Source organism: Bradyrhizobium sp. Leo78 (genome assembly GCF_059512425.1).
The window spans coordinates 137830-160748 of record NZ_JCAMOT010000008.1 but is presented as its reverse complement, the minus strand read 5'-3'; the positions used below and the strand labels follow the sequence as shown (position 1 = coordinate 160748).

The 22919-nt window shown below is 63.3% G+C and carries 28 protein-coding genes and 1 pseudogene; 14 read left to right on the top strand and 15 right to left on the bottom strand.

All coding sequences use genetic code 11. The features are described from left to right. Positions 1 to 55: 55 nt before the first annotated feature. Both AC5ZG1_RS13100 and AC5ZG1_RS13095 read right to left on the bottom strand, forming a co-directional pair. On the bottom strand, positions 56 to 304 hold the full coding sequence (locus AC5ZG1_RS13100) for a hypothetical protein (RefSeq protein ID WP_496133118.1): 249 nt from the start codon (positions 302 to 304) through the stop codon (positions 56 to 58). Between the two features lie 119 nt (positions 305 to 423). Next, on the bottom strand, positions 424 to 2508 hold the full coding sequence (locus AC5ZG1_RS13095; RefSeq protein ID WP_496133117.1) for a methyl-accepting chemotaxis protein: 2085 nt from the start codon (positions 2506 to 2508) through the stop codon (positions 424 to 426). Between the two features lie 98 nt (positions 2509 to 2606). Between AC5ZG1_RS13095 and AC5ZG1_RS13090 the strand changes: the two genes are divergently transcribed. Continuing rightward, entirely contained in the window at positions 2607 to 3197 is a 591-nt protein-coding gene (locus AC5ZG1_RS13090) for an NADPH-dependent FMN reductase (protein WP_130227961.1), read from the top strand. A 20-nt stretch (positions 3198 to 3217) separates the two neighbouring features. On the opposite strand, the gene AC5ZG1_RS13085 is transcribed toward AC5ZG1_RS13090, so the two are convergent. Next, positions 3218 to 3472, bottom strand: a complete 255-nt coding sequence (locus AC5ZG1_RS13085; protein WP_496133116.1) for a hypothetical protein — start codon at positions 3470 to 3472, stop codon at positions 3218 to 3220. Between the two features lie 210 nt (positions 3473 to 3682). On the opposite strand from AC5ZG1_RS13085, the gene AC5ZG1_RS13080 reads away from it, so the two are divergent. Continuing rightward, positions 3683 to 3868 carry a hypothetical protein gene (locus AC5ZG1_RS13080; protein WP_028165839.1) on the top strand — a complete coding sequence of 62 codons (186 nt, stop codon included), beginning with the start codon at positions 3683 to 3685 and terminating at the stop codon, positions 3866 to 3868. Positions 3869 to 3894: 26 nt separating this feature from the next. Here the strand turns inward: AC5ZG1_RS13080 and AC5ZG1_RS13075 are convergent, their stop codons facing one another. Next, positions 3895 to 4845, bottom strand: coding sequence for a hypothetical protein (locus AC5ZG1_RS13075; RefSeq protein ID WP_496133115.1), 951 nt, complete (start codon positions 4843 to 4845; stop codon positions 3895 to 3897). 201 nt (positions 4846 to 5046) lie between these two features. Further along, positions 5047 to 5427 (bottom strand): hypothetical protein, encoded by a 381-nt coding sequence (locus AC5ZG1_RS13070; protein ID WP_028165837.1) that lies wholly within the window; start codon positions 5425 to 5427, stop codon positions 5047 to 5049. A gap of 231 nt (positions 5428 to 5658) precedes the next feature. On the opposite strand from AC5ZG1_RS13070, the gene AC5ZG1_RS13065 reads away from it, so the two are divergent. From AC5ZG1_RS13065 to AC5ZG1_RS13045, 5 genes are all read left to right on the top strand, one after another. Further along, the gene (locus AC5ZG1_RS13065; RefSeq protein ID WP_207231196.1) at positions 5659 to 6258 is read left to right on the top strand and encodes a L,D-transpeptidase; all 600 of its coding nucleotides are present in this window, start codon (positions 5659 to 5661) and stop codon (positions 6256 to 6258) included. A gap of 395 nt (positions 6259 to 6653) precedes the next feature. Then, positions 6654 to 7151: a septal ring lytic transglycosylase RlpA family protein gene (locus AC5ZG1_RS13060; protein ID WP_245475217.1), complete on the top strand. Its 498-nt coding sequence runs from the start codon at positions 6654 to 6656 to the stop codon at positions 7149 to 7151. A gap of 768 nt (positions 7152 to 7919) precedes the next feature. Beyond that, positions 7920 to 8285: a hypothetical protein gene (locus AC5ZG1_RS13055; RefSeq protein ID WP_051396927.1), complete on the top strand. Its 366-nt coding sequence runs from the start codon at positions 7920 to 7922 to the stop codon at positions 8283 to 8285. A gap of 187 nt (positions 8286 to 8472) precedes the next feature. Beyond that, positions 8473 to 8652, top strand: a complete 180-nt coding sequence (locus tag AC5ZG1_RS13050) for a hypothetical protein (RefSeq protein ID WP_130230966.1) — start codon at positions 8473 to 8475, stop codon at positions 8650 to 8652. A gap of 474 nt (positions 8653 to 9126) precedes the next feature. Beyond that, the gene (locus AC5ZG1_RS13045; RefSeq protein ID WP_130230964.1) at positions 9127 to 9363 is read left to right on the top strand and encodes a hypothetical protein; all 237 of its coding nucleotides are present in this window, start codon (positions 9127 to 9129) and stop codon (positions 9361 to 9363) included. Positions 9364 to 9470: 107 nt separating this feature from the next. Here AC5ZG1_RS13045 and AC5ZG1_RS13040 read toward each other — a convergent pair whose 3' ends face one another. Together AC5ZG1_RS13040 and AC5ZG1_RS13035 are read right to left on the bottom strand one after the other, a co-directional pair. After that, positions 9471 to 9713, bottom strand: coding sequence for a hypothetical protein (locus AC5ZG1_RS13040; RefSeq protein ID WP_496133114.1), 243 nt, complete (start codon positions 9711 to 9713; stop codon positions 9471 to 9473). A gap of 419 nt (positions 9714 to 10132) precedes the next feature. After that, positions 10133 to 10978, bottom strand: a complete 846-nt coding sequence (locus AC5ZG1_RS13035; protein WP_496133113.1) for a DUF2306 domain-containing protein — start codon at positions 10976 to 10978, stop codon at positions 10133 to 10135. 201 nt (positions 10979 to 11179) lie between these two features. On the opposite strand from AC5ZG1_RS13035, the gene AC5ZG1_RS13030 reads away from it, so the two are divergent. Both AC5ZG1_RS13030 and serA read left to right on the top strand, forming a co-directional pair. Next, positions 11180 to 11359, top strand: a complete 180-nt coding sequence (locus AC5ZG1_RS13030; protein WP_245475139.1) for a hypothetical protein — start codon at positions 11180 to 11182, stop codon at positions 11357 to 11359. A 142-nt stretch (positions 11360 to 11501) separates the two neighbouring features. After that, positions 11502 to 12758 (top strand): phosphoglycerate dehydrogenase, encoded by a 1257-nt coding sequence (serA, locus tag AC5ZG1_RS13025; RefSeq protein WP_028165831.1) that lies wholly within the window; start codon positions 11502 to 11504, stop codon positions 12756 to 12758. An 8-nt stretch (positions 12759 to 12766) separates the two neighbouring features. Here the strand turns inward: serA and AC5ZG1_RS13020 are convergent, their stop codons facing one another. After that, complete coding sequence (locus AC5ZG1_RS13020; RefSeq protein WP_496133112.1) at positions 12767 to 12931, bottom strand: hypothetical protein; 165 nt, start codon at positions 12929 to 12931, stop codon at positions 12767 to 12769. Between the two features lie 11 nt (positions 12932 to 12942). Continuing rightward, positions 12943 to 13173, bottom strand: coding sequence for a DUF6894 family protein (locus AC5ZG1_RS13015; RefSeq protein WP_028165830.1), 231 nt, complete (start codon positions 13171 to 13173; stop codon positions 12943 to 12945). A 453-nt stretch (positions 13174 to 13626) separates the two neighbouring features. On the opposite strand from AC5ZG1_RS13015, the gene AC5ZG1_RS13010 reads away from it, so the two are divergent. Then, positions 13627 to 13908: a hypothetical protein gene (locus tag AC5ZG1_RS13010; RefSeq protein WP_496133111.1), complete on the top strand. Its 282-nt coding sequence runs from the start codon at positions 13627 to 13629 to the stop codon at positions 13906 to 13908. A 164-nt stretch (positions 13909 to 14072) separates the two neighbouring features. Further along, positions 14073 to 14342, top strand: coding sequence for a DUF2312 domain-containing protein (locus tag AC5ZG1_RS13005; RefSeq protein WP_028165828.1), 270 nt, complete (start codon positions 14073 to 14075; stop codon positions 14340 to 14342). A gap of 128 nt (positions 14343 to 14470) precedes the next feature. Here the strand turns inward: AC5ZG1_RS13005 and AC5ZG1_RS13000 are convergent, their stop codons facing one another. From AC5ZG1_RS13000 to AC5ZG1_RS12990, 3 genes and pseudogenes are all read right to left on the bottom strand, one after another. Then, on the bottom strand, positions 14471 to 15130 hold the full coding sequence (locus AC5ZG1_RS13000) for a nitroreductase (RefSeq protein ID WP_496133110.1): 660 nt from the start codon (positions 15128 to 15130) through the stop codon (positions 14471 to 14473). 4 nt (positions 15131 to 15134) lie between these two features. Further along, positions 15135 to 15881 (bottom strand): annotated as a pseudogene (locus AC5ZG1_RS12995) (alpha/beta fold hydrolase); the annotation flags it as partial. A gap of 106 nt (positions 15882 to 15987) precedes the next feature. Continuing rightward, on the bottom strand, positions 15988 to 17007 hold the full coding sequence (locus AC5ZG1_RS12990) for a zinc-dependent alcohol dehydrogenase family protein (RefSeq protein WP_496133109.1): 1020 nt from the start codon (positions 17005 to 17007) through the stop codon (positions 15988 to 15990). A gap of 89 nt (positions 17008 to 17096) precedes the next feature. On the opposite strand from AC5ZG1_RS12990, the gene AC5ZG1_RS12985 reads away from it, so the two are divergent. Next, positions 17097 to 17711 carry a TetR/AcrR family transcriptional regulator gene (locus AC5ZG1_RS12985; RefSeq protein ID WP_496133108.1) on the top strand — a complete coding sequence of 205 codons (615 nt, stop codon included), beginning with the start codon at positions 17097 to 17099 and terminating at the stop codon, positions 17709 to 17711. A 70-nt stretch (positions 17712 to 17781) separates the two neighbouring features. Here AC5ZG1_RS12985 and AC5ZG1_RS12980 read toward each other — a convergent pair whose 3' ends face one another. Beyond that, entirely contained in the window at positions 17782 to 18720 is a 939-nt protein-coding gene (locus AC5ZG1_RS12980) for a hypothetical protein (protein WP_496133107.1), read from the bottom strand. 415 nt (positions 18721 to 19135) lie between these two features. Between AC5ZG1_RS12980 and AC5ZG1_RS12975 the strand changes: the two genes are divergently transcribed. After that, positions 19136 to 19381, top strand: coding sequence for a DUF3551 domain-containing protein (locus AC5ZG1_RS12975; RefSeq protein WP_496133106.1), 246 nt, complete (start codon positions 19136 to 19138; stop codon positions 19379 to 19381). Positions 19382 to 19900: 519 nt separating this feature from the next. Here AC5ZG1_RS12975 and AC5ZG1_RS12970 read toward each other — a convergent pair. Continuing rightward, positions 19901 to 20437, bottom strand: a complete 537-nt coding sequence (locus AC5ZG1_RS12970; RefSeq protein ID WP_496133105.1) for a hypothetical protein — start codon at positions 20435 to 20437, stop codon at positions 19901 to 19903. Between the two features lie 854 nt (positions 20438 to 21291). Here AC5ZG1_RS12970 and AC5ZG1_RS12965 point away from each other — a divergent pair. Beyond that, entirely contained in the window at positions 21292 to 22212 is a 921-nt protein-coding gene (locus AC5ZG1_RS12965) for a DMT family transporter (RefSeq protein ID WP_496133104.1), read from the top strand. A gap of 64 nt (positions 22213 to 22276) precedes the next feature. On the opposite strand, the gene AC5ZG1_RS12960 is transcribed toward AC5ZG1_RS12965, so the two are convergent. Next, positions 22277 to 22813: a hypothetical protein gene (locus tag AC5ZG1_RS12960; protein ID WP_496133103.1), complete on the bottom strand. Its 537-nt coding sequence runs from the start codon at positions 22811 to 22813 to the stop codon at positions 22277 to 22279. Positions 22814 to 22919: the final 106 nt, after the last annotated feature.

The following is a 22919-nucleotide window of genomic DNA, read 5'->3' as shown; positions in this document are numbered from 1 at the left end:
TGGACACCGGTTCGCGTGAAGAAAACGCGTCAAAACAAGAATCTAGACTGCGCGGTTATGCGCCGCTCTGGCACTTCTTCATGAAGCTGGTCTTGGCGGCGCCGGCGAGCTTCTTGCCATCGGACCCGACCGCTTTGGCCTCGCAGGACTCGGTGGTGCATTTCTTCATGAACGAGGTCTTTGCCGCGCCCGACAGCGGTTTGCCGTCCTTGCCGACGGCCTTGGTCTCGCAGGACTCCTGCGCGAATGCCGAGCCGACCGCAAAGGTGGTGACGACCGCTACCAACAATATCCGTTTGAGCATGGGCTTCTCTCCCTATTTGATTTGCCAAAATAGCCGAGCGGATTGGATATCGGAATCTTGCGCCAATCAAGTTGATAGCGCACGGATTCCTCCGCCAAATCGACAAGCCATACGCGCGACTACGCCGCCCGGACTTCCGCGAGGAAGCGGTTGACCTGGCCGGCGAGGTCGCGAGACTGCGCGGAAAGCTGTTCGGCGGCGCCAAGGACCTGGCTGGCGGCGGCTCCGGTGTCGTCGGCGGCGCGCTGGACACCGGAAATGTTCGAATTGACGTCCTGCGTGCCACGCGCCGCTTCCTGCACGCTGCGCGAGATCTCCTTGGTGGCCGAGCCTTGTTCCTCGATCGCGGCGGCGATCGCGGTGCCGATCTGGTCGATCTCGGTGATGACGTCGACGACGTTCTGGATCGCTTTCACCGTCTCATCGCTTGCGGCTTGAATGGTGGCGATCTGCTCGGAAATTTCGGTGGTCGCCTTCGCAGTCTGGCCGGCCAGCGACTTCACCTCCGAGGCGACCACGGCAAAGCCGCGTCCGGCATCCCCGGCGCGCGCGGCCTCGATCGTCGCGTTCAGGGCCAGCAGGTTGGTCTGCGCCGCGATGTTCTGGATCAGCGTGACGACATCGCCGATCTTCTGCGCGCCCTCGGCAAGCGAGCGGGCGGTGTCGCCGGTGCGGCGGGCGTTCTCCACGGCGCGTGCCGCGATCTCGGTCGACTGCGTGACCTGGCGCCCGATTTCCGAGATCGAGGACGTCAGCTCTTCGGTCGCGCTGGCAACCGTCTGCACATTGGTCGAGGTTTGGTCGGAGGCCGTCGCTACGACAGCGGCCTGCCGGTTGGTGGCGGACGCCGTGGAGGACATCGACTGTGCGGTCTCCTCCATAGTGGCAGAGGCGGCCGAGAGCCCGCCGACGAGCTCGCTGACCTTCGCCTCGAACGTGTGTGTCAGGTTGTCGAGCACTTGCGCGCGGCGCATCTTGACCTGGTTCTCGGCTTCCTTCTCGGCCGCGAGGCGATCGGCCTTGATCATGTTGTCCTTGAAGACGCGTACGGCCTGCGCCATTGCGCCGATCTCATCGCTGCGCTCGGCGCCCGCGATCTCGTCCGCAACGTCGCCCGCAGCAAGCCGCGACATCCTGGCGGTCAATTGCACGATTGGCCTGCAGATCCGGCGTCGCACCATCATGACCAGCGCAATGCTCGCCGCGACCACGGTGATCAGGCCGGCGAGCGCGACCAGGAAGCTGACACGCGCAGAGGAGTAGGCGGAAGAGAGCACCTGCTCGGCATTGTCGTAGAAGGCGTCGCGCACCCCGATGATCGAATTGAGCCCGTGCTGCGATTCCACGTAGAAGGCATCGACATCGTGCTCGTACTTGCCGCTGGCCGCACCTTCCTTCACGAGCTTGAGCTCCTTGCCGAACCGCTCGACATAGGCCTCGTTCATGCGGTCGAGTGCGACTGCGACGTTGGCGGGCAGGTTGGGATTGCCACGCAGTTCCTGCAGTGACATCAGCACCTGGTCCGCGCGCCCCTGGGCGCGAGCGAGATCGACCTTCTCGGTCTCGGTCGCCGCGCGCCTGGCGCCGACAAGGTTCTTGTGCTGGCTTGCATTGAAGCCGCCGACGTCGCGCAGCGACCAGGCGATATTCGCGTAGACCGACTGCCGATAGGCGTCGCCGTCGATCAGGGCCAACTTGCGCACCTGGCCGTCGAGCAGGGAGGCTGCGGCATTGTTGAGCACTGCATTGTCGGCGACGATTTTCTTGGCGGCGTCCTTGCGCGCTTCTGCCGGGCCGTCGATCGCCTTGTCCATCGCCTCGCGCAACGCGTTGAATTTTGCGTTCACCCCATCGATGCCGGCGCCGATCGCTCCGCCGTCCTCGAGCGAACCGGGCAGCGCTTTACGCAGCGCCATCATCTTGTCGCGGGCGCGATCGGTCGCCGTGCGCACCTTCTCGTTCAGATCGGCCCGCTGCTTCGGATCGATCACCGGTGGCCCAAACAGGATGTTGGTGGCAAAGCCACGCTCCGAATTGAGATAGCGCGGGATGTCACTGATCGCGCGAACGATTGCGAGCCGCTCCTGCGCTGCCGACACGTTCTCCATGGTCTGGTATTTCGAAACCGCGACGTAGAGGGCCAGTCCACCGCCCACGGCGGAGAGCGAGACGATGGCGGTGGTCAAGAGGGTTCCGATTTTCATGTGACTGGTGCCATTTTGGACGATAGAGGAGCGTTCAGCTCCATGGTAACCAGCGCGGATTAAATCCGCGTTTACGCTTTCCGATCGGAGTGACCGGCATGGCCCATCGTATCCTCGTCTTCTACGGCTCCTATCGCTCCGACCGCATGGGCATTCGGCTTGCAAGCTTCGTGGTCGAGGGCCTGCGCGCCCGCGGCGAGGACGTCGAATTCATCGACGCGAAGGGGGTCGGATTGCCCATGCTCGACCGCATGTACAAGGAGTATCCGAAGGGCACGGCGCCCGCTGCGCTGGAGAAGCTTGCGGGCCAAATCCGCGAGGCCGACGGCTTCGTGTTCATCACCGGCGAATACAATTGGGGCATCCAGCCGGGGCTGAAGAACCTCACCGATCATTTCCTGGAGGAGTGGTTCTGGCGGCCTGCCGCGATCGCAAGCTATTCCGCCGGACGTCTCTCCGGCGCGCGTGCCGCGACCGCCTGGCATGGCACGCTCTCCGAGATGGGCATGGTGGTGATTTCAAGCACGATCGGCGTCGGACCGATCGGGCAGACGCTGTCGGCGGATGGAAAGCCGATCGGCGAGGGCGGCAAGGCGCTGGAGCGGGCCTTTCCGCGCTTTGCCGATGATCTCATGTGGTGGGTCGAAGCCGCCAAGGAGCAGCGGGCGCGCAAGAAGCCGCCTTACTGAGTTGAGGCGAGGGCCCTTAACTAGCGCGTTCGCTGATCCGAATTTCCGGTGGCCGATTTGCGCTTGGTCTCGGCAGGCGCGCCCATCTCCTGGCAGGGCATCTCCTGCCATGAACCGTCGGCTGCCTTTTGATAGGCGCGGCAGGGCGATGTAGCCCGATTCTCGTCGGCCTTCTGGGCGTCCGGCTGGGTTTCCGAATTCTTCGCGAGGACCGGCGTCGCAAAATGCGCGAGCGCGGCCACCGAACCTGCGAACATCACTGCTGCGATCCGCATCGGAGGTTCTCCTTTTCGATGCAGACTTTTCTAGAAGCAATTGTGGAAAATTTTTGCCAAGCGGCCCCATGCGCCGGACTTTGCTTAACAATCGGAAAATGACCGATGAGCCCAGGTCCGGGGAACGTCGTTGTCGTTCGCCGGTTTAGAACCAACTGCGGCCAACCAGGACAGTGTGACGACCGGCGCAGGCAACATCGGGAGAGCGACATGATGCCAGAGACGCAGATTCACGTGATCGCGCGGCAGATGTTGGAGCAGCACGGGTTTGAGGCGATCGCCCGGGCGGCGCAGAAGGCGCAAGCCTGCGAGAGCCAGGGCGAGGCCGACGAGGCCCGTGAATGGCGCCACATCGAAGCCGCCATGAAGATCATGCGCGGCCCCCACCAGAGCTGATGAGCTATCGCACTAGCTGACGAGAGCTATCGCACCGGCATCGGCGGCCGCACCACCGGTCCGCCATCCTGCGCCGGCGGCTCGGGCACCGTTTGCAACGGCGCCGGCGCTGATGGTGGCGGCAGGGGCGGAGCTGCAGCGGCGGTTTGCGCGGGCGGATATGTCGGCGGCTTCGGCCTGCGCACGGGCGCTGCGACCGGCCGCGGCGGCGGCGCGGCACGCGGCTGCACGGCTTGTGCCGACACCCTGGCCTCAGAATTCCTGGCGATGTCGCGGGCGATCTGATCCTGGCCAGCCTTGAGCTGCGCGATGCTGGCTTTGAGTTGCTCGATCTGTTGGCCCATCGTCGCGAGATCGTGCGCCATCGACTGCAGCAACTGTGAGGAATCAGCAGAGAGGGCGGCGGCTGTGGTCGGCGCGGCGGCTTGCGCTGGCTGTGCCTGAGCAGGGGTGTCCGGTTGAGCGACCGCCTGATCGGTCGAGGCGGTTTGAACGGCGGGTGAGGCTGATTGCTCTGTCGCGGCCTGATCGGCGGGCGGGGCCGGTTGCTCGGCGGGCGCCGTCGCGTTACCCGACGGTGACGAGGACAACGATGACAGCAACGAGACCTGCGGTATCCAGTCCGCAATCATCTGCTTGGCAGTGTCGCCATGATGCTTCCAGGCTGCCGCCGCGAAAGCGCTGAGCAGAGCGAACAGGAAGGCCATCGCGGCGCGCTTGGCCCATTTGGCGAACGGCGAAGGCTCGCTCGGGAGCTGGATGTGATCGCTGGCCGTCACGCGAAAGGCAGTATCGAGCGATGGCGCCGAGGCGCCGGTTGTCACGTAGCTCTGCGGTGCCGGCGTCTGGTTCACTTCGGCAGGCGGCGTTGGCGGTACACGATCTCCGCGCGCGGCGAGAACGACTTCGGGGTCGATCACGAAAACATCGTGCGGATCGGATTCTTTAGCAGGATTAGTGTTCAGCGTGGAAAGCATTGGCGCTCCATCTTCAGTCCAATGCCACCCGCTCTGGAAGCGGCCGGCGGATTAACACTACGTCAACCATCCTCTGCCCAGCCCCACGACTCCAGCCAGGTGTGACCAAAGCAAGGCGAGAGGAGGGAGAGTCTGGGGCCGCCCACGGCGACTGTTTTCCCCGGAACTCGGGAATCAGCCGCGCAATGGGCACGCAGGCAGCTAGTTCTTCGGACGGATGAAGCCGGCAAGGTGAGTCTTCTGCGTTTCGCACCATGTCGTCATGCCCAGCCGCCGCTGGTCGAGATCAGTCGCCTGCGTGGCGACCGCGACTTCGGCCATGAGCTCGTCGTCCTGCCGCTCGCCCATCTTGCCCCCGGTGTGCATGAACGCGATCGCCTTGCGCACTTTCTCCGTGGTGCCATCGGGCAGGTGCATCTCCTGGGCCTTCTGCACCAGGTCCTGATAGACGAGGTCGGTGTTGGGACACTCGACCTTGGCGGCAAACGCCTGCAGCACCAGCGTGACATAGGCCGAGCGCGGATCGGCCTGCGCGGGCTGAGCAGCAAGCAACAGTCCCGCGATCAATAAACGAGAGCGCATCCTTGGGAACCTCCTGTTTTTTGAGGAGGCTAGCGTCGACGCTCGCGCCGTGCAACCGAGGCAAGGCAGAACATGCTGGTTCAATCAAACAGACGTGTTCCAATGGCTGTTGCCATGATTTCAGCATTATTCTGGCAGCAACTGGGTAATAGGTTAACGCAGGGGAGACGTGCGGTGTCGAGATTGGGGCTCGCAGTTTTGCTGACGGGGGCAGTGGGGCTCGCCGGCTGCATGCAGACGACGCTGTCGCCATCCACAGATGCAAGCATGACGCCGCGCGATCGGCAATTGTTGGCCCATCCGCCTTACGCGCAGGCGGCTATCCCGGAGCAGTTCCAGCGCCACATCGTCGACTATTCGCGCAAGGAACAGCCGGGCTCGATCCTGGTCGATACCGACGCGCGCTATCTCTATTACGTGCTGCCAGGTGGCAAGGCGATCCGCTACGGTGTGGCGGTCGGCGAGGAGGCGATGGCGTTCTCCGGGGTCGCCACCGTTGGCCGCATGGCCGAGTGGCCCGACTGGGTTCCGACCAAAGACATCCAGGAGCGGCTCGGACCTTATCCGTCGCGAGTCGCCGGTGGACCGGCCAATCCGCTCGGTGCGCGTGCGCTCTATCTCTACCAGGGCAACAAGGACACGCTGTACCGCATCCACGGCACCAATCAGCCGGAATACATCGGGCAGGCGATCTCCTCCGGCTGCATCCGCATGGCCAATTCCGACGTGATCGATCTGTTTGGCCGGGTGAAGCAGGGCGCCACAGTCGTCGTGCTGCCGCCTGCCGCCGGCACGGCGTCGGTTGGGCCGTTCAGCGCGCGCCGCGGCTGATTTGATCTAATCCAACTCTCCACTCGTCATTCCGGGGCGACGCGTTAGCGTCGAACCCGGAATCCATTTCACCCCACGTCTGCGGCCCGATGGATTCCGGGCCTGCGTGCTCGCGCACGCATCCCAGAATGACAGAGGTGTGGGGCCGCCAGAATGACAGCGCCGGCTGTGGCGCAATCACCACACATCGAAGGAATTGCGCAGCGACAAGCGCGCCCTGACGCTTCCTGCCCCGGTTACGCCCGATTGGAGGCCGCCCTTAACCATGTTGGATTTCGGCTTGGGCTAGGGGCGCGAGTTGGGGATGCAACATGTGCTTCGACGCTGCCGCAAATTCGTACGTCGACATCAGGGCGCGCGCGCAGGTTGATGCGCACTTGGTCTCATCCGGTTCTATGTGGAGGGCCACGCGGCTCATTGCGGTGGTCGTCGGGGCCGCTTCATTGGCGGCCTGCGCGCAGTCAACCGTCGTCAGCCAACGATCGGAGATCGGCGCGAGCAGGCAGGCATCATACGTGTACACCCGCACGGCGGCGGTCGCGATGAAGAAGCGGGTAGCGGCAATGCGCAAGCACACGCGGCTGGCGTCGCGCAAGGGTGGCGATGTCAAGGTCGCATCCCAGGGTGTCGCGAGCTTCTACAGTGAGGACTCGCAGACCGCGAGCGGAGAGAAGTTCGACAAGAACGAATTGACCGCAGCCCATCCGACCTTGCCGTTCGGCACCAAGCTTCGCGTCACCGACGTGAAGAGCGGCCGTTCGGTGACGGTGCGGGTCAACGACCGCGGACCTTATGTGCGGGGACGAGTCGTCGACGTCTCCTATTCCGCCGCGCAAGAACTCGGAATGGTCGGCAAGGGCGTCACCAACGTCAAGCTTGATGTGGTCCACTAGAGCATGATCCGGAAAGGTGGGTACCGGTTTTCCGAAAAAGATCATGCTCAAACAAAGAGCGAGAGCGGGATGACGATTCGAAGAAAAGTCATCACGCGCTAGACTCTTGCCTTGACGCGTTCGGGAATTTTCTCTGTCGTCGTCGGGAAAATTTCCCTCGCATGCGGCGCTTTAATCAGGTTGCCGACGCCCATCGGCGCGATAAGATTCGAAACGCTACGTCCCGCGCCTTGAACTTATCCATTGCGTGCGGATTCTTACCCAATGAACTTCAACCCCGCCTTCCATTCGTGGAGGCGGGGTTTTTCTTCGGCGCGCTTCGGCAGCCCGCAACAGGGTCCCGGCTACGCCAAAGGGGCTTCGCCGCGGCGCGCAAGCCCGGCACGACGAGAGGATCCTTCCGATTCAAATTTCAAGCAGCTTTCCGCTGTCATCGTCCGCCACCGGGTCGGCCGAATGGCCGCCCGATGACAGGCTCCGGAGGACGATCCAGTATTCCAGAGGCGGTTGAGTTTGAGCCGAAAGGCCGCCGGATACTGGATGCCCCGCCTTCGCGGGGCATGACGCGTTCGCGTTCTCACGGCGCGAATTGCCCGACCTTTGCGTTCGTTTCACCCTCCTCGAAACGCAGAGGGCGCAGGGAAAGCCGGGTGCCGGTTGCACCCATCCATAGCGCCGCGGAACTTCACGGCGCGTTGACTGAAAGGTCGGAACGGCGCCCGTGTTCCACAGTTGGGCCTCCGAAGGGGCACCATTGGAGGAGGACCGATGAAGAAGCTCGCATTGTTGAGTGCCGCCGCGGTGTTGGCGACGACGTTCGCCACCCCGTTGATGGCGCAGGGAGTCACGCAGGAACCCGGTTCGATCGGGTTCAACTATCCGAATTCGCGCTACATGACCGGTAGCTATGGCGTGGGTACGCCCTATAACACCGGCCGTTATCCCCGCATGGGCTATTATTATCGACCGGTCTACTACGGATACGGACCCGTCTATCACCGACCCTATTACGGGCCGGGTCCAGGCGCGGTCGCTGCCGGCGTCGTCGGTGGCGCGATCGGTACCGCAGCCGCGATCGCCGCTGCGCCGTTCGAGCCGTATGATTCCTACGCCTATTACTACGATCCTTATTGAGGAACGCAGTAGCGACAGGAGAGCGGCCCACGGGCCGCTTTTTTGTTGCGGCTTCCGCTATGCGCCCGTCGCAACGGCAGAACGGCGTGGGCGCCGTTCCATCAAATCGTCACGTTCCCGGCGAATTGCGGCCAAAACCTGTTGGCTAGTGGCGAAAACCGGGCAAGCACAAACATGGGAAAAGAAATTGTCCTACAAAATGATCGCAGAACGCGACAACGAGAAAGTCAAGGTCGAACGCCAGAGCTCATTGATCATCGTTGCCAAGGCACGCGTCTTCGCCAGCGCCGGCTGGCAGGTCGTGATCACGGACAAAGAGGGGAAGTTGTACGCTCCGGCGGAGTTCGATCAATTGTTAGCGGCGTGATTTTTCGGATTGCGTGGGGCGATAAGCGTCAGCGTAATCCGTCGATCGGCTGGCTGTGAGTGGCGGATTATGCTGACGCCAATTCGCCCTACCAGTTCTGCTTCATCAATTCAGCAAAACGTGAACGACCGATCGCGGGGCGCCGGACGGCGATGCGCTGATTGCGCGGCTGCATCAGCGGTTGGTGCCCGGGAAGATCATTTCATTTCGGCGCTCGATTGAGAGCGTCCGTATCGTCGGTTTACCGCCACGGCGAAGCTTCTTCCTAAGACGCATCAAGCAGGGATGCCCCGGCCCCTTTTACGCACACGTCCGCCGTGGCCGATCACGATGATGTTTTTTGGATGATGAGCATCATTCTATTGAACGTGAACGTCTGATCGCCATCTGGAGCCGCGAACGCCACGATGACTTCGAAACGTTGGCGAGAGTTCAAACATGATTTGTTTGGTCAAGTCGAAAGGGGAATAGGCAATGACTAGGTTCAAGCTTTTCAGCGCGGTTGCATTGGTAGCAGCAATGGTCGCGAGTCCGGTGGTCGCGCAGCAGGCGGTCCAGGAGCCTGGCGCGGCGGCGTTCTATCAGAGCCTCGGCGTCGGCTCCCATTCCTACCCGCAGAATGCGCTGGCGTCCTTCGGCCGCGTCGATCTGTCGGCTGCGCCTCCGGCGCGTCATGCGCGCGCGTCCGCGCGGCATCACGTCAGGCACTGACGTAGTGACGAGGTCGGCGAGCATGGGTAAGCCGCCGGCTTCTTCAGTCGAAGGCGGATTGCGTTCGCGCGCCGTCCGCCTTCAAACCGTTTGAAGCGCGCCGTTGCTCAAATCCGCCCTGCGGAGCGCCACGCCGGAACGGGATCGAGTGGTGTGCGGTACAGTTCGATATTGTCGGCGTCGGTGACGCGAACCGCGCAGCCTTTCGCTTTCAACTCGGGCTTGACCTGTGAGAGCTCGTTGGCGAGCTGGTCGGCTCTGTCGGAGGCGACGTGCAGGTCCTCGAGAATGATCGAGCCCTGATTCCTGAACTCTTCCCCAACGATGAGATCGAAGCTGTAGCAAGGCATCCGAACCACTCCTGTTTCGGTATGCACTGCATGGTAGCACTGAGTCGTTGGTTCCCTAATACGACCAACGCACAATGGTTAAGCGTCGCGCGAGAACGGTGTGCAGCGATGCCCGAATGCATCACACGGCTCGTCCCGCGATGAAATGTTCCGTAGTTTTCCGGTGGCCCGCTGGCCGCAAACTGTGATCCAGGCCACTTTTGCCTTGTTAGGACTTTATTAAACTTATCGGCGTCCCCTTAAAGGCAAGGGAATTTGTGGCGGAACCGGATCCGGGAGCCGGCAGCTACAAGAGAAGGCCGGCGGCGTAACGCCCGCCGGTCTTTTCTCTGCACTGGCGGCGAAGGAGCCGAGCTACGAAGTAAGACAGCAATCCTGCTTCTTCTGGCGATGAGCGGCCGCCGTGCTCCATCACAGGATCAGAGAAGCCTTTGCACAATCCTCGGTCCCCAGTGCAAGGCCGTGAAGTAGTACGTGCTTACTGCGATGAACGCTGCGGCGATGCCCATGCAAATCGCCGCTCCGATTTTGACGTGAGCAGCAGAGCGCAGCTCGCGCGCGCGAATGAACGCCTCGGCAACAATCAGATTGGGAATGTAGAAAAAGAAAGCCATCACGACGTCAAAGCCCCCATCGAAAGTCGGCGTGTGGCCCATGTTGTGGCCGAGCAATGCCCAGAATCCGTAGTCCATCCGGTAGAGCCAGGATCCGATCACCAGTGCAAACAGCCGGATCGCCCAGGCGCGATGCTGCTCGAAGCGTTTGCCTCGCGCATGCCAGAACGTTGTGACGGCGGCGATGGCCGTGAGCGCGCCATAGAGGCTGAAACCGATATTCATCGGTGTCCCGCCGATGGTGCCCTGCACGGCGATAAAAGCGAGCCCGCCCAAGCCGGCCATGAGTGCTGACAATGCATAGAGCCGGCCGACCCACCGGTGAAACGCCGGTGCTCTTGCCCGCACGGCGCTGATCAGTTGCAACGGCCCGAGCAGCAGCAGCACCGTGCCGGCCGCAAAATGCAGCCCGATACCCATTGTTGCCAGCAGCGAATGCGGATCGTGAAGGCGCGGCAGATCCCGGTTCCACTGATCAAGATTTCCATCCACCAGCGCGCCAAGATAGATCGCAACGATATAGAGGCCGAAGATGGCCGCGCTGATCCAGACGGCAGCCACAAGGGCGGTCATCGTCCATCGCAACGCCGCCGCGCCGACGGCATTGGCGCCGATCGAGCTGCTTTGCTGCCGATCAAGTTCGAATTGCAAGGACACTGCGATAGCTCAGCATAAGTTTGACGCGCGACGAACAGGATTTGGAGCTGATTGAGGCATTGGGATGACTGCAAGGCTCGGAGCCTGGTCGATGACGTTACCGATGTAATTCGAACGCATGTGATCGATCGAGCGCAACTTTCGTGGTCTCCAGCGCGTTGTGCAAGCATGACAGCTCAGCAAACTCTGCATCCCATGATGAACTTTGACCCGTCCGAACCCGCGATCCTGCACGACCGCGCCACGGACGAGATTGTTACCTGGATCGGCGACGAAGCCGACGACTTCCGCCGCACCAGCAACGCGCGCGCCGACGGGGCGGTTGCGTGGCGGGAGTTCGTGTTCGACGGATGGGGGAATGTGCTGGGCGGGTGAGGGTCGGCGGAGTTGGTGGCGGGCGTGCAGCGCCAATCGCGGATAGCGGTTGCCTCGGGCGGCAAGGGCGGATATCCGTCCGCTCCTCCGGGCCAGACCAAATTCCGACGATCGGCCCGGGCAGACCACGAACGGACGACCGATGCCCCTGTCTCTGCCCAAGCAAAAGATCCGCGTCCTGCTGCTGGAAGGCGTGAACGATTCTGCCGTTCGCCTGTTCGACGCCAATGGTTACACCGAGGTTGAGCGTCTGCCGAAGGCGCTCGGCGCCAAGGAGCTCAAGCAGGCGCTGTCGGGTGTGCATATGCTGGGCATTCGTTCCAGGACCCAGCTCACCGCCGACGTGATCGAGGCGGCCGATCGGCTGATTGCGGTCGGCTGTTTTTCCGTCGGCACCAACCAGGTCGATCTCGACGCGGCGCGGCGGCTTGGCATCCCAGTGTTCAACGCGCCTTATTCCAACACGCGCAGCGTCGCGGAACTCACCATTGCCGAGGTGGTGATGCTGCTTCGAAAGGTGTTCCCGCGCTCGGTCGCGGCGCATGCCGGCGGCTGGGACAAGTCCGCGGAGGGCAGCCGCGAGGTGCGCGGCAAGACGCTCGGCATCGTCGGCTACGGCAATATCGGCTCGCAATTGTCGAATCTGGCGGAAGCCATGGGCATGCGCGTGATCTTCTTCGACCAGACTGACAAGCTCCGCCACGGCAACACCGAGCCGGTCGAGACGCTGGATGAGCTGCTCGCCGCGAGCGACGTGGTCTCCCTGCACGTGCCGGAGACGCCGGCCACCGCCAACATGATCGGCGAGCGTGAATTGCGGCAGATGAGGCAGGGCGCCTACCTCATCAACAACTCGCGCGGCACCGTCGTTGACCTTGATGCCCTGGCCCGGGTGCTCGGCGAGGGCTGGCTCGCCGGCGCGGCCGTCGACGTCTTCCCGGTGGAGCCGGCCTCGAATGCGGACCGCTTCGTCTCGCCGCTGCAGGGCCTTTCCAACGTGATCCTGACCCCGCATGTCGGCGGCTCCACCGAGGAAGCCCAGGATCGCATCGGCGGCGAGGTCGCGCGCAAGCTCATCGACTATTCCGATGTCGGCTCAACGCTCGGCGCGGTCAACTTCCCGCAGGTGCAACTGCCGGCCCGCCCAACTGGCACCCGCTTCATCCACGTGCACCGGAACGTCCCCGGCGTGCTGCGGCAGGTGAACGACGCCGTCTCCCGTCACGGCATCAACATCCTCGCGCAATATCTGCAGACCGATCCGGAAGTCGGCTATGTCGTGCTCGAGACCGACGTCGTCGGCGGAGAGGGCGAGGGATTGCTGGCGGACTTACGGGCTGTCGACGGCACCATCCGCGTCCGCGTGCTGTACGATCAGAATCGGCCGATGGCGCGGTGAGGGGCTCCCTACGGGGTCTGCTGCTTCGCGCGCCACTTTGGGCCGGGCCCCCGCATGTAGTGAAGCTCGGGCCGGTAGGGATCGCAGACGGCTCCGATCAGCTTGCAGCAGCCGGCGATGATCGCCTTCAGCGCTCGGCGCAGCGGTGTCCATGACGGCTGTGCGGGCGGCACCGGCTCCGCCCTCAATGCGACTTGCCAAGCACTGATGCGAACGGCACGGCGAGGACCTCGTCGCCGAGCTCATCGGTGACGTGCAGGACCCAGCTCCGCCAATCTTCCTCGCTTGGCGTCATGATGAGGGCGCGGACCAGGCCTTCCGCGTGCTCGCGTGCCTCGGCCAGGTCCATGGCGTGGCCGCATTCGTCGATGATGACGTGCTCAGCGTCGGAGCAGTGGAAATATAGTTCAGTCATGTTCCGCCTCCTGCGGCAAGCGACCTCACGGCTTATCGATAGCAGCAGGGATGACGGCTGAGAATCCGGGTGATCCCCCATCGGGAAGTTACGGGGAATGCAGAGGATTCGAATCAAGCCGATGTGATCGGTTCGCTAAACCGCTGCATGAGCTCAGAAAAATGTGAACGGAGTCGTTCTTCTCGCGACGAGCCACGGCGTTCGCGTGACCGCGTTTTGCGAACGGAAAATCGTTCTGTCTTGCTGCTCGCTTCTGCAGTTCGAATCTACGACGCGCGCAGATGGCGAAACGAATCGCTCCATGACGCGACGATGACTGTTGCGCATTGATCCCGCTCACTATCGCATCGGGAGGTGCGCATTCCCTGCATTGTTGCAATGCAACAATAGCGAATGCCGCAGTGCAACAAGGGACCTATATGCTGGGCAGCGAATCCACTCAGGAGAATTGCAGTGAAGAAGACTTCCCTAACTCTTGCGGCCCTCGTCGCGATCTCAATGGCGGGTGGCGCTGCCAGCTTCGCTGCGGAGTTGCCGACCTATGAACTCAACGGCCTGCCGATCTCGCAGGTGCAGGTCGGGCTGCTGGGAGCGGCCAATGTCCGGGAGCAGTCGCCGGTCGCCACCACAGCGGCTTCTCCGCACCAGCTCAGCGTGCTGACACAGCGACCGAAACTCAAGGCGGCGTCGGCGACACAAAGCCCGACCCAAACCTCCGGTCTCTCGGCCCACTGAGCGCCGCATCCAAAGCCGCACGAAATGCCAAAAGGCCCGCGACCTCGCGGGCCTTTTTTCTTGATGGCCGCCGCTTGTGGACGGCGGTGAGGCAGGACGGCGGGTTAAGAATTTGGTCATTTCTTTCCGCGCATTTTCACGACCTCATTCAGCAAAGAGGCACCATGTCTGACATCACCATTCCCGGCGGGCGTATTCGTTCCTTCGTCGAGCGGATCGAGAATCTGGACACCGAATTGCAGGAGTTGAACGAGCAGAAGAAGGAAGTCTTCTCGGAAGCCAAGGGCGAAGGCTTCGACGTGAAGATCCTCAAGGAGATCATCAAGCTGCGGAAAGAGGACAAGGACGAGCGCGACGAGCGCGAGAGCCTGCTCGATCTCTACATGCGCGCGATGGAAACCTCGCCGCCGGAAAAGACCGCCAAAGCGGCATGACACGATCAAAGTGACGCGCGTCGGGCGGGTGAACCATCGGGGCTGCGCTTCGCGCGGCCCGATGACAGGCTCCGCGTAACCTGCCGACGTCCGGGCAGCGTATCGCGGCCAATGCTGACATGGCGATGTCAGTCGAAGCCGCGGAACGCAACCCAATCGGAGACCGGATCTCGCCTGGTCCTGAGCGTGTTGATGGGATTTTCGTCCGCGTATCCCAGGCCCATCCCGCAAAACACCATTTCCTCGGCTGGCAGTCCAAGCAGGTCTGCCAGCGTCCGGGGATAGCGCGACCAGTATTCCTGCGCGCAGGTCGACAGTCCATCCTCGACGGCGAGCAGCATCACCGTCTGGATGAACATGCCGAGATCGGCCCATTGCGGAGGGCCGAGCCTGCGGTCGAGGCAGAAGAACAGGCCGACCGGCGCGCCGAATAGTTGTCCGTTCTTCGCCAATTGCTGCAGTCGGCCGGCACGATCTCCCCGGGGAATGCCGATCGTGGTGTAGAGATCCTCTCCACATTCCCAGCGTCGGCGCCGGTACGGGTCCCACAGCGAATTCGGATAGACTTGGTATTCCGGAGGCTCTCCAAGCGGATTGGCAGTTGCGCGGGCCTTGAGTTCGTCAAGCGGGGCGCCCTGAAGCGCATAGACGCGCCATGGCTGGAGATTGCCGCCCGATGGCGCGCGCCTGGCTTTATCGAGCAGGCGCAGGACCTGCTGCTTGGTCACGGGATCGGATTTGAACGATCGAACCGAAATGCGCCGCTCGATAGCTTCCGCAACATTCATGAGATCAACCAAGGAGATTGGTGAGCGCGTCGGCCACTTCATCCGGCCGCTCGAGTTGCGGATAATGGCCGAGACCGGCAAGCGCGGTCACACGGGCATGCGGTAGCTTCGCGCTTGCGCGTTCGAGAATAGCGCTGCCGGAAATTGGATCGGCAGCGCCATAGACGAAGCCAAGCTTGACGCCGGTCTGCGACAGTGCGGCTTCCCACTGCGGGGAAAGCCTGGACCGCTCGGCCATGTAGACCAGGTGCCGCGGCCAGAGCAGTTGTCCATCTGCGCGCCGAATGGCGTCCCACATGTCATCGAGCTCTGAGGCCGCGAGCCGGCGAGACGGGAACAGTGTCGCCATCGCTGCGTCGAGGGTTGCGCGCGAGAGCGATCGGGCGATGATCGGCCCCTGGACCGGGTCGGCGAGGGCGAGTTGCGTAGGGCTCGGCCGGTAAAGCTCCGCGTAGACCGAGGAGTTCATGAAGATCGCCCGCCTCAGACCGAGTTCCAATCGGCCCGCGAGCTGGCGGTGCAGCATGTCCTGAAGCAGGATGCCGCCCAGATCGTGCGCGACGACATCGGCCTCGGTAACGCCGAGAGCAGCAAGGATCGCGAGCACGCGGTCGGTTTGGATCAGCGCCGAATAATCGGCATCGGTCGGCTTTTCGGAGGCACCGTAGCCCAAATAGTCGAACGTCACGCAACGGTAATGGTCGCGAAGGCGGATGATGACGCCAGCCCAATCGTGCGAGGAGGTCGGAAAGCCGTGGAGAAGACGACGGTTGGCCCGCTCCCTTCCACGCGCGTGAAGATGGCGTGGCCACCAACCTCGATCGTCGAGCCGCTATCCCACCACTCGGTAAGCCCTGTCATTGCACGCTCCTGACGTCGATACAGATCTTGCCGTGCTGGTCGGCGCTGGCGAGTCGGCGATAGGCTTCCGGCACTGCCTCAAATGGATAAAGGCTGTCGATCACCGGCTTGAACGCGGCCGTTTCGATGAAGGACAGCATCGCCTCGAAGCTGGCGCGCGATCCGACGGTGATGCCGCGGATCGTGAGGTTTTTCGAAATTACCTGACCAAGCTCGACCTTGGTCGACAGGCCACCGAGAAAGCCCACGGCAATGATCCGACCGTTCTGCCCGCTTGCAGCCACCGACTGGGCGAACGTGGAGTCGCCGCCCACATCCACGATCACGTTCGCGCCCCGTTTGTGCGTCGCGCGGACGACTTCCTTGCCCCATTCCGGTGTATCCGAAGCAAGGATCACGCTCTCGACACCGAGATTACGGATTGCAGCGGCCTTGGCTGCGGAGCGCGACACCGCCACCACGCGCAAACCTGCGGCAAGCGCGAATTGAGCGGCAAAGGTCGACACCCCGCCCGAGCCCTGCACGACCACCGTTTCGCCGGGCTTCGCGCCGGCAAGATCGAAGAGGGCGCACCAGGCGGTGAGTGCTGCGATAGGAAGCGTCGCGCATTCGACATCAGTCAATCGGTCGGGGGCGCGTACCACGAAATCGGCCGGAAAGACGCGCCGCTCGCAGAGCACGCCGTCCAGTGGCGAGCCCAGCGTCCGGGTGCGGTCGGAAGGCTCGCTCGGTCCCCGGTCCCAGCTCTGCATGTAGCAGCCGATCACCCGCTCGCCGACCTGCCGTCGCTCGACACCGGGGCCGACGGCGACGATGCGGCCGACGGCATCGGAGGCCGGGATCATCGGGAGTGGCTGCGAGGGCGCGTAAACGCCGCGCGCGATCGCGAGGTCACGATAATTCAGCGAGACGGCATCGATTTCCACGAGCACCTCGCCTTCGCCCGCGATCGGGTCAGGCCGCTCCCCGAGCGCCAATCCTTCGATGTCGAACGACCGAACTTCCCAGCATTTCATACAAATCGCCATCCAAATACATAGATGTATCTGAATGCAAAGATGTTAGGCTGTCAAGCGTCAGGATTCGGCTCGCGACAGGAGGACCAATGCGAAAAGTGAAGCGATTGAATCGCGAGGAGAGCCAGACACGGACGCGCGAGTTGCTGATGCGCTCGGCCTCGGCCTGCTTCGCCAGGCTGGGCTTCGAAGGCGCATCGGTGGATGAGATCGCCGAAACTGCCGGATTCTCGCGCGGCGCGTTCTATTCGAATTTCGCCGACAAGGACGAGATCTTTCTCGCGCTGCTCAAGCGGCATCTAGAGCGGGATCTGCGCGATTTTGAAGCGGCACTGACGACGAGTGACAGCTTCGAGCAGCTCGTCGAAAAAGCGGCCGCACGATACATCGAGCTCGGCGACCATCCCGATTGGTGCCTGCTGATGGCCGAGTTCCAGTTGCGGGTATCGCGCGCGAACAAGACCGACGACGCCTTTGTCCAGACCTATGCTGAATACCGTCAAACGCTATCCGGTCTGATTGAGCAGACCTTCGCGAAATTCGGCAACAAGGGGAGCCTGGCGCCCGCCGATCTCGCCATAACTCTGCTCGCGCTATCGCATGGGTTTGCGCTGGAGCGCGCGGCATCAAGGGATGCAATTCCAATGGCGCTGACGGGCAAAGCGATGAAGGCACTGTTAATCGGAGCCGCGAGCAAGATGTAGTTCGCAGCGTCGGAAAACCGCTTCAGCGCGAGCGACGTGGAACTGATTTGTCCGTCGAGGGGCGCACACCTCACCAATATGGATCGTCCCAGGGGTCGACCGTATACGGCGGCGGCCTCCAAGGCCCTGGCGGCCGTCTGGGCCGCCGAGGTTCGATTGCGGCGGGCACGTGCGGGCGCGCAGCCAAATTGTTCTCTTTCTTCACGGTCGGCGCGGAGGGTTTCGCGGACGAAGCGGCAAGCTGCGCTTGCAGCGCCTGTAGCTGCTCGGCGATGCGCGCACTGTCTTTCGCATTCTGCTCCTGAGCCGCCTTGAGCTGTTGAATGGACTCGGCGTGCTCGCGAAGCGTTTGCTCGTGACTGGTCTTCAGTTGCTCCAGCTTGTCGTTGATGCTTACAAGGCCCTGCGCGATGGTCTTGAGCGATTGCGCGACATCTATGGATGTCGAGTCGGCGGACTTGGCGGAGCCGGCTGGCGGAGCGTCTTTCGTTTCCTTGGGGTTCGAAGGCGCCGGCGCTTCCTTGGGGCTCGAAGACGGCGGGGAGGGTTGTTCGCCTGCTTCTGCCACCTGGACGGTCAGCGATCTGGTCGGACCGCGAGGCTCGGACGCCTCCGGGGACGCCATCGAGGCTTGCGGGGTCCATCGCGCCATGATCGCCTTGGTCTCATTGCCGTATCGCGAAGCCAGCGCAGCACCCGCGATGCCCAGCGCCAACAGAAGGCCGCCGACGGCACGCAGCAGGGGCCGACCCCGTCTCGGGCCTGGGTCGCGAGCCTGGTTCTCTGGTGTTGGAGTCTCGTTCACGGTGGTAGCGTCGGGTGGCGCGGCGCCGGCATCTTCCTGCCGGACCTTTGGGCCGTCGCCGCGCTCCAATCCGGAGACCAATCTGTCCAGCCGCGTAAGGTCTTCGCCGGCACTTTTGATCCGTTCATAGGCCCGCGCCAGTTCGCCATCGGCGCGCGGCGTGCCCTGCGGTTCGTCCGGCTTCGGGTTGTCCGTATCAGCCACCGATGCGCTCTCCATTCAGTCTTGCATCAACGGAATGAGTGCGGCAGTCCGAGATCATCGGGAGGATAGTTGCCGTCGCCGTTTGGATCAAGATAAGGCCGGCGTGAGGGAGAATTTAAGGCGACCTCGGCCGGGCCCGGCAGATTACGCCGTCGGCTAATCCGCCCTTCGATCTGACGGCGTCGCAAGCCGACAATTGAGCTCCGCAGATTCCGAATCTGCATAGCGCGCCGCTCCGCCGGGGCCATGCTGGCCGGGCGCCCTGTTTCTCGGACGGATCGCAACTGCTTTCCTTCCCTGGTGCGCACCTTCGGGCCTGTGCCCGATGAGTTCGAAATCGATCGCGCCGCTTTTCGGCAACATTGCAAGAACGACTTCCTGCGTCGAACCAGGCACCAACCTCAGGAGGTATCGCATGCGACGTCTCATATTCGCCCTGTCCGTCGCCGTTCCGGTAGCAGTGGGAGCAATCCCGCCAGCTAGCGCGCAGGACTACCCTTACTGCCTGCAGGGAAAGGACTGGGGCCTTCCGGGCCTTTGCCAGTTCTGGACCTACGAACAATGCCAAGCGAGCGCATCCGGCACGTTCTCCTATTGCGGGATCAACCCGCGCTTCGCGTTTTTCTACACGCAGCCAGGCCGCTGGCCGCCGCCGCACTGAGATCGTGGTGACATAAGGAAGGCCCGCGCGGCGGGCTCAGCGCGAACGGCTTGTCGGACGAGGTCAGGCCGTCCGACGTTGACGGCCGCTTCATCTGCATCGCGTCCGGCAAGCGGACCGGCCGCGCAACGACCGAGCCAGACCTGAACGGGGCTGAGACATGAAATGCACCAAGCAGTCGTTTGCCGTCATCTGCGCGCTCGTGGCAGTGCCTCTGTCCTTGAGCATTGGAAGACTCAATGCGCGCGATTCCGATCTCGCCACCGACACATTGGCAGCCGCTCGGACCGCTAGGCAGCAATGCGTGAATACCTGTCGTGCGCGATATCGCGACTGCCGTCATCTGAAACAGCTACCATCGTTCGAGTGTCGAGGTGTTTACCAGGACTGCACCCGATTCACTTGCAGTGGTTCAGGACCGGGATGACGCAAGTTGCCTTTGCGGCCGTCAGCGGCGAGAGTGAGCGGCGGATTACGCTGGCGCTGATCTGCCCCACGAACTGGTTTATGAGCACGCGCCTAGCATCCACCGATGCCGCCGAAGAGATCGCCTGCGCTGGCATTGCCGGCCATTGACGGTATCGCGCCCGGGCAACGCACGCTCGATGAGGCAACACCACCGACAGCGCCACCCGCGCCCGACGTGGCGTTGGGCGTGCCGCTTTGCGTGTTGGGGGCAATGCTGCCCACTGGTGCCGTTGTCACCGCGGTGGCTCCTGCCTCCGCCGGAACTTGGTAGGTTGGGGCGCCGAGCGGATCGGATGCGCAGCCGAACGCCGTCAGATCGGCGCTCAGCGATACGCCGGCCGCACAGGGCACCGCCACGGGCGCAATGGTGCTGAAGCTTCCTCCCGTTGCCCCGGTTACTCCCCGGCCGGATGGCGCGATCGCGCCGGTCACCGTGCTCACTGCGTTGGTCGGGGAGTTGACCTGCGCGCCGGTTTGAGCGCTGACCTGGGGGTTCGGCTGCGTGCCTACCGATGTACTCACCTGCGCGTGAGCGGTGGCAGACACACTAAGCCACAGGGTGACCGCAAGGATGAGCATTCGTTTCATCGCGCTCTCCTGTATTGCCGAAGCACGATGAGGTTGTGACACGGCGTCCGCCCGCCCGTTGCTTCAAACGCCTCCAACGCGGAGGGGTTCCCTGTGACCGAGCCGCAGTGCGCGGGGGCTACGTGTTTCGATTCGATTGTCAAACAGCGGATGCGATGCGAGTCCGCGTTCCCGCGGCACGATGTGCCCGAGGTCCGCGTTTTCGTTGACCCTCTTTCGATGTAGAGGGCGCAGGGAAAGCCGGGTGCCGGTTGCACCCGCGGGTCCCGTGCAACAAAAAGCACGGGGGTAGGACCACAGGTCAACCGAAGCAACTCCGGCTTTCCCTGCGCAGTGGTTTTACGGCTTGCTTCGTGCTCTCCTCGGTGACCGGGCTTTCTTGCCACCGTCGCCCTTAGGGATGTTTCCATCCCTTAAGGACTTAGCGCCAGCGTCGGGGCGCCGGGACCACACGACTTCGCCGTCCGCGAACAACCGCGCTCGTCTTTCGCGAGCCGTCGCGTCCACCGCATCTCACCGCGCGTTCGTGACGTTGCGCAACGCCCCTCTCATCGGGTGAGACGCGCGGAGTTATAGTTCTGATTTGCCCAACGGGTTAAGCGGTTTATTTTCGCCTGACGGGCTGGACAGACTTTCGCTGATTTGCCCGTCGGGTTGTTATGTCGCACCCATTGCCTCCACATCGTCATTGCGAGCGGAGCGAAGCAATCCATAGCGCGGCAAGCGGAGGCATGGATTGCTTCGTCGCTGCGCTCCTCGCAATGACGGTGGTGGAGGGGCAATCGGCCCATGCGCCCGTCAGCCTTGCATGGCCGTGGGTTGATCCACCGTGGCGGCTGCCGTAAGCGTCGGCGATGACCAAGCCGACCATCGGCGCCGATGCTCCACCCCAGAAATCGGATGCGAAACCGGCCCTGCTCGGGGTCGCCTGCGGCCTTGGCGCGGCGTTGTGCTGGGCGCTCGGCTTTGTCTCGACACGGCACGGGCTGAAAGTCGGATTCACGCCCGCGGACCTCCTGATGCATCGCTACGTGTGGTCGGGCATCGCGTTCCTGCCGATCGTGCTTCGCGCCGGGATAGGCAATCTCTGCGGTATCGGTTGGGGCCGCGGACTGGTGCTGATGGTGCTCGGCGGACCCGTGATGTCGATCATCAGCTATACCGGTTTCCTGTTCGTGCCGTTGGGGCATGGCAGCCTCATCCAGCCTTCCTGCGCGACGCTCGGCGGCCTGTTTCTTGCCGCCGCTTTGCTGAAGGAGCGGGTTTCGTTTTCGCGGGTGTTCGGGGCAGTCGTCATCGTCGGCGGCCTGGCCGTGATCGGGGCTGAATCGATCGGCCATATCGGGCCCGAAGGCGTGCTGGGCGATCTGATCTTCGTCCTGACCGGATCGATGTTCGCGGTCTTCGGCGCGCTGCTGCGCCATTGGCGCGTCTCCGCCTTCTCCGCGGCCACTGTCATCAGCGTGCTGTCGCTGTTGCTGCTGCCGGTCTATGCGGCATCCGGCGGGCTCGGCCGCGTGGCGGCGCTGGGCCTCGGCGAAAACGCGCTGCAGGCCCTGGGGCAGGGGATCCTGGCCGGCCCCGCGGCGCTGTATCTGTTCGCATTCTCGGTCCAGCTTCTCGGCGTCGCCCGCGCCGCCGTCTTCCCGGCGATGGTGCCTGCACTGACCCTGCTCGTCGGCTGGCTCCTGCTCGGCGAACCTCCGACCGCGCTGCAGGCGACCGGGCTGGTCCTGGTGCTGTCCGGATTCTATCTGGCGCAACGGCAGCGGTAGAGCGCGCAGGGCAGCGCCGAGGGTGAGCGGCGGATTATGGCTGGCGCTAATCCGCCCCGCGCGCCTAACATCCGCCGATGCCGCCGAAGAGATCGCCTGCGCCGGCATTGCCGGCCATCGACGGTATCGCGCCCAGGCAACGCACGCTCGATGAGGCAACACCGCCGACAGCCCCACCCGCGCCTGACGTGGTGTTGGGCGTGACGGTTTGCGCCTTGGGGCCGATGCTGCCCACTGCTCCCGTTGTCACCGCGGCAGCCCCTGCCTCCGCCGGAACTTGGTAGGTTGGGGCGCCGAGCGGATCGGATGCACAGCCGAACGCCGTCAGATTGGCGCTCAGCGATACGCTGGCCGCACAGGGCACTGCCACAGGCGCAATGGTATTGAAGCTTCCTCCCGTTGCCCCGGTCGCTCCCTGGCCGGATGGCACGATCGCGCCGGTCACCGTGCTTACCGCGTTGGTCGGGGAGTTGACCTGCGCGCCGGTTTGCGCACTGACCTGAGGGTTCGGCTGCGTGCCTACCGACGAACTCACCTGCGCGTGAGCGGTGGCAGCCACGCCAAACCACAGGGTGACCGCAAGGATGGGCATCTGTTTCATCGCGCTCTCCTGTCCTGCCGAAGCGACGATGAGGTCGTGACACGGCTTCCGCCCGCCCGTTGCTTCAAACGCCTCCGCCGCAGAGGGGTTCCGTGGGACCGAGCCT

Coding starts and splice junctions, on each gene's coding strand:
- AC5ZG1_RS13080 (WP_028165839.1), top strand. CDS start 3,683: ATGATGCCAGAGACGCAGATTCACGTGATCGCGCGGCAGATGTTGGAG.
- AC5ZG1_RS13030 (WP_245475139.1), top strand. CDS start 11,180: ATGATGAACTTTGACCCGTCCGAACCCGCGATCCTGCACGACCGCGCC.
- AC5ZG1_RS13065 (WP_207231196.1), top strand. CDS start 5,659: ATGCAGACGACGCTGTCGCCATCCACAGATGCAAGCATGACGCCGCGC.
- AC5ZG1_RS12960 (WP_496133103.1), bottom strand. CDS start 22,813: ATGAAACAGATGCCCATCCTTGCGGTCACCCTGTGGTTTGGCGTGGCT.
- AC5ZG1_RS12985 (WP_496133108.1), top strand. CDS start 17,097: ATGCGAAAAGTGAAGCGATTGAATCGCGAGGAGAGCCAGACACGGACG.
- AC5ZG1_RS13060 (WP_245475217.1), top strand. CDS start 6,654: ATGTGGAGGGCCACGCGGCTCATTGCGGTGGTCGTCGGGGCCGCTTCA.
- AC5ZG1_RS12965 (WP_496133104.1), top strand. CDS start 21,292: ATGACCAAGCCGACCATCGGCGCCGATGCTCCACCCCAGAAATCGGAT.
- AC5ZG1_RS13070 (WP_028165837.1), bottom strand. CDS start 5,427: ATGCGCTCTCGTTTATTGATCGCGGGACTGTTGCTTGCTGCTCAGCCC.
- AC5ZG1_RS13090 (WP_130227961.1), top strand. CDS start 2,607: ATGGCCCATCGTATCCTCGTCTTCTACGGCTCCTATCGCTCCGACCGC.
- AC5ZG1_RS13095 (WP_496133117.1), bottom strand. CDS start 2,508: ATGAAAATCGGAACCCTCTTGACCACCGCCATCGTCTCGCTCTCCGCC.
- AC5ZG1_RS13085 (WP_496133116.1), bottom strand. CDS start 3,472: ATGCGGATCGCAGCAGTGATGTTCGCAGGTTCGGTGGCCGCGCTCGCG.
- AC5ZG1_RS12970 (WP_496133105.1), bottom strand. CDS start 20,437: ATGAAACGAATGCTCATCCTTGCGGTCACCCTGTGGCTTAGTGTGTCT.
- AC5ZG1_RS13075 (WP_496133115.1), bottom strand. CDS start 4,845: ATGCTTTCCACGCTGAACACTAATCCTGCTAAAGAATCCGATCCGCAC.
- AC5ZG1_RS12990 (WP_496133109.1), bottom strand. CDS start 17,007: ATGAAATGCTGGGAAGTTCGGTCGTTCGACATCGAAGGATTGGCGCTC.
- AC5ZG1_RS13015 (WP_028165830.1), bottom strand. CDS start 13,173: ATGACTGAACTATATTTCCACTGCTCCGACGCTGAGCACGTCATCATC.
- AC5ZG1_RS13040 (WP_496133114.1), bottom strand. CDS start 9,713: ATGCCTTGCTACAGCTTCGATCTCATCGTTGGGGAAGAGTTCAGGAAT.
- AC5ZG1_RS13000 (WP_496133110.1), bottom strand. CDS start 15,130: ATGAATGTTGCGGAAGCTATCGAGCGGCGCATTTCGGTTCGATCGTTC.
- AC5ZG1_RS13005 (WP_028165828.1), top strand. CDS start 14,073: ATGTCTGACATCACCATTCCCGGCGGGCGTATTCGTTCCTTCGTCGAG.
- AC5ZG1_RS13100 (WP_496133118.1), bottom strand. CDS start 304: ATGCTCAAACGGATATTGTTGGTAGCGGTCGTCACCACCTTTGCGGTC.
- AC5ZG1_RS13045 (WP_130230964.1), top strand. CDS start 9,127: ATGACTAGGTTCAAGCTTTTCAGCGCGGTTGCATTGGTAGCAGCAATG.
- AC5ZG1_RS12975 (WP_496133106.1), top strand. CDS start 19,136: ATGCGACGTCTCATATTCGCCCTGTCCGTCGCCGTTCCGGTAGCAGTG.
- serA (WP_028165831.1), top strand. CDS start 11,502: ATGCCCCTGTCTCTGCCCAAGCAAAAGATCCGCGTCCTGCTGCTGGAA.
- AC5ZG1_RS13055 (WP_051396927.1), top strand. CDS start 7,920: ATGAAGAAGCTCGCATTGTTGAGTGCCGCCGCGGTGTTGGCGACGACG.